Source organism: Nocardia sp. NPDC057663 (assembly GCF_042799895.1).
Classification (GTDB): domain Bacteria; phylum Actinomycetota; class Actinomycetes; order Mycobacteriales; family Mycobacteriaceae; genus Nocardia.
Genome location: NZ_JBHVHX010000010.1, coordinates 215,178 through 221,177, shown reverse-complemented (window position 1 = coordinate 221,177; position 6,000 = coordinate 215,178). Strand labels below are relative to the sequence as shown.

The 6,000-nt window shown below is 63.5% G+C and carries 6 protein-coding genes; 2 read left to right on the top strand and 4 right to left on the bottom strand.

The window, feature by feature from the left end; translation table 11 throughout:
• Nucleotides 1-304: 304 nt before the first annotated feature.
• From ACFVAV_RS22240 to ACFVAV_RS22225, 4 genes are all read right to left on the bottom strand, one after another.
• Entirely contained in the window at nt 305-778 is a 474-nt protein-coding gene (locus tag ACFVAV_RS22240) for a hypothetical protein (protein WP_379036974.1), read from the bottom strand.
• Nucleotides 779-791: 13 nt separating this feature from the next.
• On the bottom strand, nt 792-3,284 hold the full coding sequence (locus tag ACFVAV_RS22235; protein WP_379036973.1) for a hypothetical protein: 2,493 nt from the start codon (nt 3,282-3,284) through the stop codon (nt 792-794).
• Between the two features lie 589 nt (nt 3,285-3,873).
• Nucleotides 3,874-4,305, bottom strand: a complete 432-nt coding sequence (locus ACFVAV_RS22230; protein ID WP_379036972.1) for a hypothetical protein — start codon at nt 4,303-4,305, stop codon at nt 3,874-3,876.
• Nucleotides 4,292-4,579, bottom strand: coding sequence for a hypothetical protein (locus ACFVAV_RS22225; RefSeq protein WP_379036971.1), 288 nt, complete (start codon nt 4,577-4,579; stop codon nt 4,292-4,294). Before ACFVAV_RS22225 ends, ACFVAV_RS22230 begins: the two co-directional genes overlap by 14 nt.
• Nucleotides 4,580-4,733: 154 nt before the next feature.
• On the opposite strand from ACFVAV_RS22225, the gene ACFVAV_RS22220 reads away from it, so the two are divergent.
• Both ACFVAV_RS22220 and ACFVAV_RS22215 read left to right on the top strand, forming a co-directional pair.
• Nucleotides 4,734-5,474, top strand: coding sequence for an XRE family transcriptional regulator (locus tag ACFVAV_RS22220; protein WP_379036970.1), 741 nt, complete (start codon nt 4,734-4,736; stop codon nt 5,472-5,474).
• Between the two features lie 4 nt (nt 5,475-5,478).
• On the top strand, nt 5,479-5,949 hold the full coding sequence (locus ACFVAV_RS22215; RefSeq protein WP_379036969.1) for an NUDIX domain-containing protein: 471 nt from the start codon (nt 5,479-5,481) through the stop codon (nt 5,947-5,949).
• The last annotated feature ends 51 nt before the right edge of the window (nt 5,950-6,000 follow it).

Genomic DNA, 6,000 nt, shown 5'->3' with positions numbered 1-6,000 from the left:
GCACTCGGCGGACACTCACCGGCCAGCCGCGTTCCCAACCTCTCAGGTCAGTACACCTAGTCCAGGCCCATCCGCACCCGTCCAAAACTGGTTCGCCCCGCTGCCAGCTCCTACCTCGCGCACCTCGGAGGAAGTCGCCGGCTGATCCACCCCGCATCGCCCGACCGGGCATCGGATCGACAACCTCCTCAGCCGCCGATGTCCGGTCGTTTTCGGTCTGCCATCAGTTCGGCGGCAAGTCCAAATACATGGCGAGTGCCAAGATTTGCGCCCTCATTCCTTTCAGGACTGCCTGCAGTCGGACCTAACCGTCCGCATTCGCCCACTCGAGCACCACATCGCGGACGGGCAGCTTCCCCATGTCCCGGAGCCTTTCGAAGCGCTCCTCGAAACTAAGGTGTAACCACACCTCATTGTTGCCCGATTCCCATGACAATTCATCGAGTTGATCGCCCGATTGAGTCACTGGAACATTTCGCAGTACTATAGTTTCACGAATCCCTACGGCATCATAAATTCGCCGGAGCGCTCCGGCGGCGAGCCATCTGATCTCGCCGTACCGATACGGAATCTGTGTCTTGCACGGCGTCCTGTTGTCGAGTAAAGCCTTGACGTATGGAATCAAGCGTGCATCTGGATTCGTTGATTTCTTTAGCGTTCGCAGCGTTATGGACACATCGTCTGTGGAGCCATCGAAGGTTTCGGCAAGGTACTTGAAATCCTCATCCCGTTGCGCTTTCGAATCGTTCGTTGCCATTTTCGCTACTTCCATATCCATGGGTGATTTATTCCTATCTCCAGCTATCAACTCGAAGGAATTTGACACGCTGCAGGAGCTCGCTCTGGGTGAGCTGGGTTCCTCGCGGCAGCCCAAGCCTGCCTGCGCCCGAGCCTGTTAGTGTAACCAATGCGCTCCCCGTAGCCTTCCAATCGGCGAACTGTGGGCTCCGCTCCAAAGATGTCCCGTCGATAAGCATATGTATCCGAGCCTCAGAACGAGTATCGATGGCGGCCGCGACTTCTGGCCGTATCCGAATATTACCATTTGTGACGTCACTGATCGTGTCGGTGAGAAATTTGTATTCGTCCCGCAGCGCTTGTGAGTGCGCCGTAGTGTACGCTCCGTTGAAAGTTGTTTGCCAACCTCGCTGTTGCGCGTCGGACATTCCATCCCATCGTCTACCCATGAAGTCGAACCCAGTTTGTCGCTCGAATGTCTGTAATGCTTTCACCTCAGATGCTTCGTGTACTAGGTAGCGAACGTCACCAATAGTGCCGTTTCCGTTTCCGAGACGGGTCCACGCATTGTAGTTCTCGGGGCTGAACTGCAGGCCACGACTGTTGAAGTTGTATTCCTTGATCTCCTGCAAGGTTCTGGTGTCAATATCGACACCACCCGCGCGCATCGACCGTCGGATTCGATCGATGTCATTCCGATTGATCACTTCTTGTCTCAGCCGCTCCACCGTATGATCGAGCCGCGGACCCGACAAGCTTGGGAACGCGGCCTGCCAACCGCCCTCGTCGATACCGGCGAGACCGCCACGATGCAGTCCTGTTTCGGAAATCCTGGCTTCTACTTCGGTCGAAACCTCAGTGCGCGGTGCACCGGATGGGGTAGCGACGTCGGTGCGGTCGGTGTCGACCCCGGGCCGGGCTGGGCGTTCAGTTCCTGCACCGACGGAAGATGGGACTTCCGCTGGTGAGGTGCTCGCTTCTGCCGAGGCCGCCTGCGAACGGTTGCCTTCGGGCCGAGATATCTGGGATGGCCCTGTTGTCGTGGGCGCCTCGCCCTCGCGGACGGCGCGCTGCCGGTAGCTGTCGACAGCGTCAGTGAGTTCACGCTGCTGGGTGGTTTTGCCGATTCGAGCCGCGTCGGCTGCGTTGTCGGCCGCGGCGAGGGCTTCCCAGGTCTTGGGGGCGATTCTGCGGAGGCCGGCTTTTGCCGCTGCCCCTGTCAGGGAGCCCAGGCCGGGGATGATCGAGGCGGTGTTGATACCGAGTTCGGCGGCTGCCCAAGCGATTTCCGCGCCGCTGTAGTCGCCGCGGTCGTGGGCGGCATCCCACAGGATGATCGCCGGTCCCACGGTCGCACCGACCAGGAAGTCGTTGAGTCCTTGCTTCAGGTCGCCGACGGTGAGTTCGGTGCGGGCTGCTTCGAGCGCTTGTCTGCGGAGCTCGGCGGGGCTGTACATCGACGGGCGGGTGTTGTCGACGGTGCTGTAGGGGTCCTCGGCAACGGTGATCTTCTGCTGGTCGGCTACCCATGCGGCGATGGTCGGATCCAGCCACGGGATCCCGGCTTGGTTGAGGCGGGTGACTGCGGCGAATCGCTCTTCGATTTCGGCCTGGTTGCGCGGTACGTGATTGGCCCAGACCAGGTCATTGAACTGTTCGCCCGGGGTGTACATGGCCGCGGTCAGCCGTGCTCGGGCTACGTCGTAGGCGGTCGGACCGTTCGGGCCGACCCACACCAGTGGCCCTGCGTCGAAAGCCTTCAGGTCGGCTTCGAGCTGTTGGCGCGTATAGCCGGGACCGGTGGGGAAGATCGTTTCCGGGTTGGTGACCGACCGTGGGACGACGCCGGGTTCGGCGAGTTGGACCGGCACCGTGCATTCGACGGATACCTCGGTCACGGGATCTTCGGTGATCTTCATCGTCGTGATCGGCGGCAGCTCGGGTACGGTCACCGTCGTTTCCGTGACCCGGATGCCGTTGGCGGCAGAGGAGGTCTGTTGCAGCGAGCTGCCTTCTGGAAGTGCTGTGGCCACGACCACGGGAAGCGCTGAGCCCGGGTCGACGACCGGGGAGTTCGGGACCGTGACGGGGTTCGTCCCGCCCGGGAGAACGCCCAGCTCCTGGAGGGGCAGCGTGGATGGACTCGGCGTCGAGGTCGAGGGTCCGGCCGTGGCAGGAGGTGAGGTTGGAGCCTGAGGCGTGGGTGCCGGGGATGATGGCGTAGCCGCGGGGGTCTGCGGGGTGTCAGCTCCTCTGGGGACAGCGACCTTCGGCGTCGCGGCCTTGCTCGCCCCCTTCTCCCCGCCGGTGGGGGTATCGAGCGGTGCGTCGATGGGATCGGCCTGCACGGGTGATTGCCGCGCATCGTCGAAGAGCCTGCGGCTGTTGTAGATCCGGTTCATTTGTCTGGCGGCGTCAGCTGGGGATGACACCGAGATGTTGAATACGCGTGGCTGGCGGTCGCTTTCGGCGGGAGAGGCTGGCGTCGCCGGTGTCAGCGAGTTTCGCCACTCGATGGCCCGGGTTGCCCAGTCCGGTGTCGTCATCGCGAGGCCTGTGCGGGGACACGGCATCGACCGAACTGCGCAGCGATAGCGTGGTGGTCGAGATGGGGGCTGAGGTGGTCCGTTTCGGACACGGGATCCTCCTGGATACGGGCACGAAAAAGCCCCGGCCGATCGGCCGGGGCTCTACCTGTGCTGTGAACGTTGATTGCCAGGGGCACGGGATCGAAGCAGGGTGCAGCGAGTTCGCGATCGGCGATGGATCCGATTCCCTGGGGTCGGCGCAGGACTTCGTCCGTCGACGGCTTCGGGCGATAGCCGCTCGAGTGGAGGCCTCTGCAAGGGCCGAACCGCGCATGCCAAGAGCTGGATGTCTGCGACCGGAGGCAGACGAGTCCCGATCGTTGTCGAGAAATGATGGGAGGCTTGAGAATTGGGCACAGCGCAGCCCGACCCATCAATTGAAGATCAAGTTGCGGCGTTGGTCAATGGTCGAGCATGTTTGCCCTGCTCAGGGGCGAATCGCGACTGGACGGGGGAACTAGAACCGCCGAATAATGCGGCGGCGTAAGCACACCCACTCCTGCCTGCGCGGAGAATGAACATATCGCGCGGGGCGGATCTCGTCTCGCTACTGCGTTGGGCCGCCGGGCGATTCTCCACCTCTCCGCCGGTGTCCGGTGAGTGCTTGCTCGACGTGCTCGACGTCGACGGTGGTGGCGTCGCTGTCGCGGGCGATGCGCTCCGCGACCTCTAGCAGGCGTTGTAGCGCAGGCGAATACAGTGGATCAACGTCGATGACCACGGGCTCACCGAGTGTGGCGAGTGCGGCAGCGGCGTCGGTGAACACGTCGCCGTCGTCATGGCCCTCGTCGACCGGGCCGATCGCGAACACCGGCCCCACCTTGCCGCGGTAATCGACGGGCGCCCATGATCCGTCCTCGCGGTGCAGCCAGCCCGCCACCTGGCGCGTGTGGGCTCCGACTATGCGCGAGGCGGCGTGTGCTTCGTGCATCGCCTCGGTGACGGCGTGGCGGGCGCGGTCGAGTTCAGTACCCGGCACGACGGTCCAACCGCATCACGCCCGCACCGACGAGCACGTTGACGGCGGCCATCTTGCGCGGGCAGATGGCGCGGTCGCATCCCCGGTGTACCTGCATCATCCGGTGCGCCTGGTCGAGCGTGAATCGCTTCTCCGGTGCCGAGTGCACTATCACCGTGGTTCGGCCGGTCTGCTCGTCGTCGCGTGCGATGGCGTCGCGGGTGTCCTCGCCGGCGATCCGCGCAGCGATAGCGTCAACCGTCAGCTCGCTACGTTTGGGCTTCTTCCCCCACATCGTGAACTCCCCTCGTCGATGGCTGCCCCCGCCGCCGGGGATTCATGGCCGACCCGGCGGCGCGGCCTGGAATCAGCGTCTCGCTGATCGTCGGGACGACGGAACCTCCTACGTTTCCCACTTTGGGACGTCCTGAGGGGTGTACAACGTCCCTATGTCGAATGAGCGGTTGCGCGCCGCGATAGCGGCGCGAGGATGGACTCACGCGCGATTGGCTGAGGCGACCAGCGTGGACCCGAAATCGGTTGAACGCTGGGTGAACCTCGGTCGAGTCCCTCGGCGGCGCACCGCAATCCAAGCTGCCGAGTATTTGGGTGAGGACGTCCATGCCCTGTGGCCCGCCCTACAACAGGCGCGTACGGCCCGCGCCGTCAGCCCCGAACTCGTTGCCCTCTACGACCAGCGAGCAGATGTCTCGGCGTCGATGTTCGTCAACCTATTGACGCCAGCGCGCGACCACATCGACATCCTGGTCTACGCGGCCGTCTTCCTCCACGAGGCATACCCACGGCTCAACGATCTGTTGATCGAACGAGCCGAGGCGGGCTGTGCGATACGGATAGCCGTGGGTGACGCCGACAGCGCCAACGTCCAACAACGGGGCAGGGAAGAGAAATTTGGGCACGGCATCGAATCCCGCTGCCGTCTCGCCTTGATGCACTACCGCGCGCTGCAAGCAACGCCGGGCATCGAGCTGCGGACCCACGCCACGACGCTCTACAACAGCATCTTCCGCGCCGACGACGAAATGTTGGTCAATGCCCACGTTTGGGGAGTGAACGCATACGGTGCGCCCGTCTGGCATCTGCGCCGTACCCTCGACGGTGGCCTCTTCGACACCTACACCGCCAGTTTCAACGCGGTCTGGCAAACGGGCCGGCCGGTGAAAGGCTAAGCAGATGGCTCGTACCGAGTTCTATGACGACCCAGCCGCGCCGGCGCCGAACAGTCTTGTCGTCGCGGCTTCCGCCGTGGTGTGCGACGAAATGGGCCGCATCCTGCTTCAACGGCGCGCTGACAGCGGCCTTTGGGCACTGCCTGGCGGCGGTATGGAGATGACCGACAGCCTCCCCGGCTGCGCGGTGCGAGAGGTCAAGGAAGAAACCGGCCTCGACATCGAGATCACCGGGCTCGTCGGTACCTACACCGATCCACGCCACGTGATCGCCTACAGCGATGGCGAGGTTCGACGCCAGTTCAACGTGTGCTTCCTGGCCCATGTCATCGGGGGCAACCTCGCCATCTCCGATGAGTCCACCGAATTACGGTTTGTGGCCCCCGCCGAACTGGACAGCCTCGACATGCACCACACGCAGCGACTCAGGCTCACCCACTACCTGGAGGGGCGGCGCGCGCCATACCTCGGCTGACGATTCAGCGCAGGCGAACCGGGGTGGGTCCCACGGTATGCCGCGTACACA

What these genes read in the sequence shown, in the direction of transcription:
- ACFVAV_RS22215 (WP_379036969.1), top strand. Translation starts at nt 5,479, where the DNA reads ATGGCTCGTACCGAGTTCTATGACGACCCAGCCGCGCCGGCGCCGAAC.
- ACFVAV_RS22240 (WP_379036974.1), bottom strand. Translation starts at nt 778, where the DNA reads ATGGATATGGAAGTAGCGAAAATGGCAACGAACGATTCGAAAGCGCAA.
- ACFVAV_RS22220 (WP_379036970.1), top strand. Translation starts at nt 4,734, where the DNA reads ATGTCGAATGAGCGGTTGCGCGCCGCGATAGCGGCGCGAGGATGGACT.
- ACFVAV_RS22235 (WP_379036973.1), bottom strand. Translation starts at nt 3,284, where the DNA reads ATGACGACACCGGACTGGGCAACCCGGGCCATCGAGTGGCGAAACTCG.
- ACFVAV_RS22225 (WP_379036971.1), bottom strand. Translation starts at nt 4,579, where the DNA reads ATGTGGGGGAAGAAGCCCAAACGTAGCGAGCTGACGGTTGACGCTATC.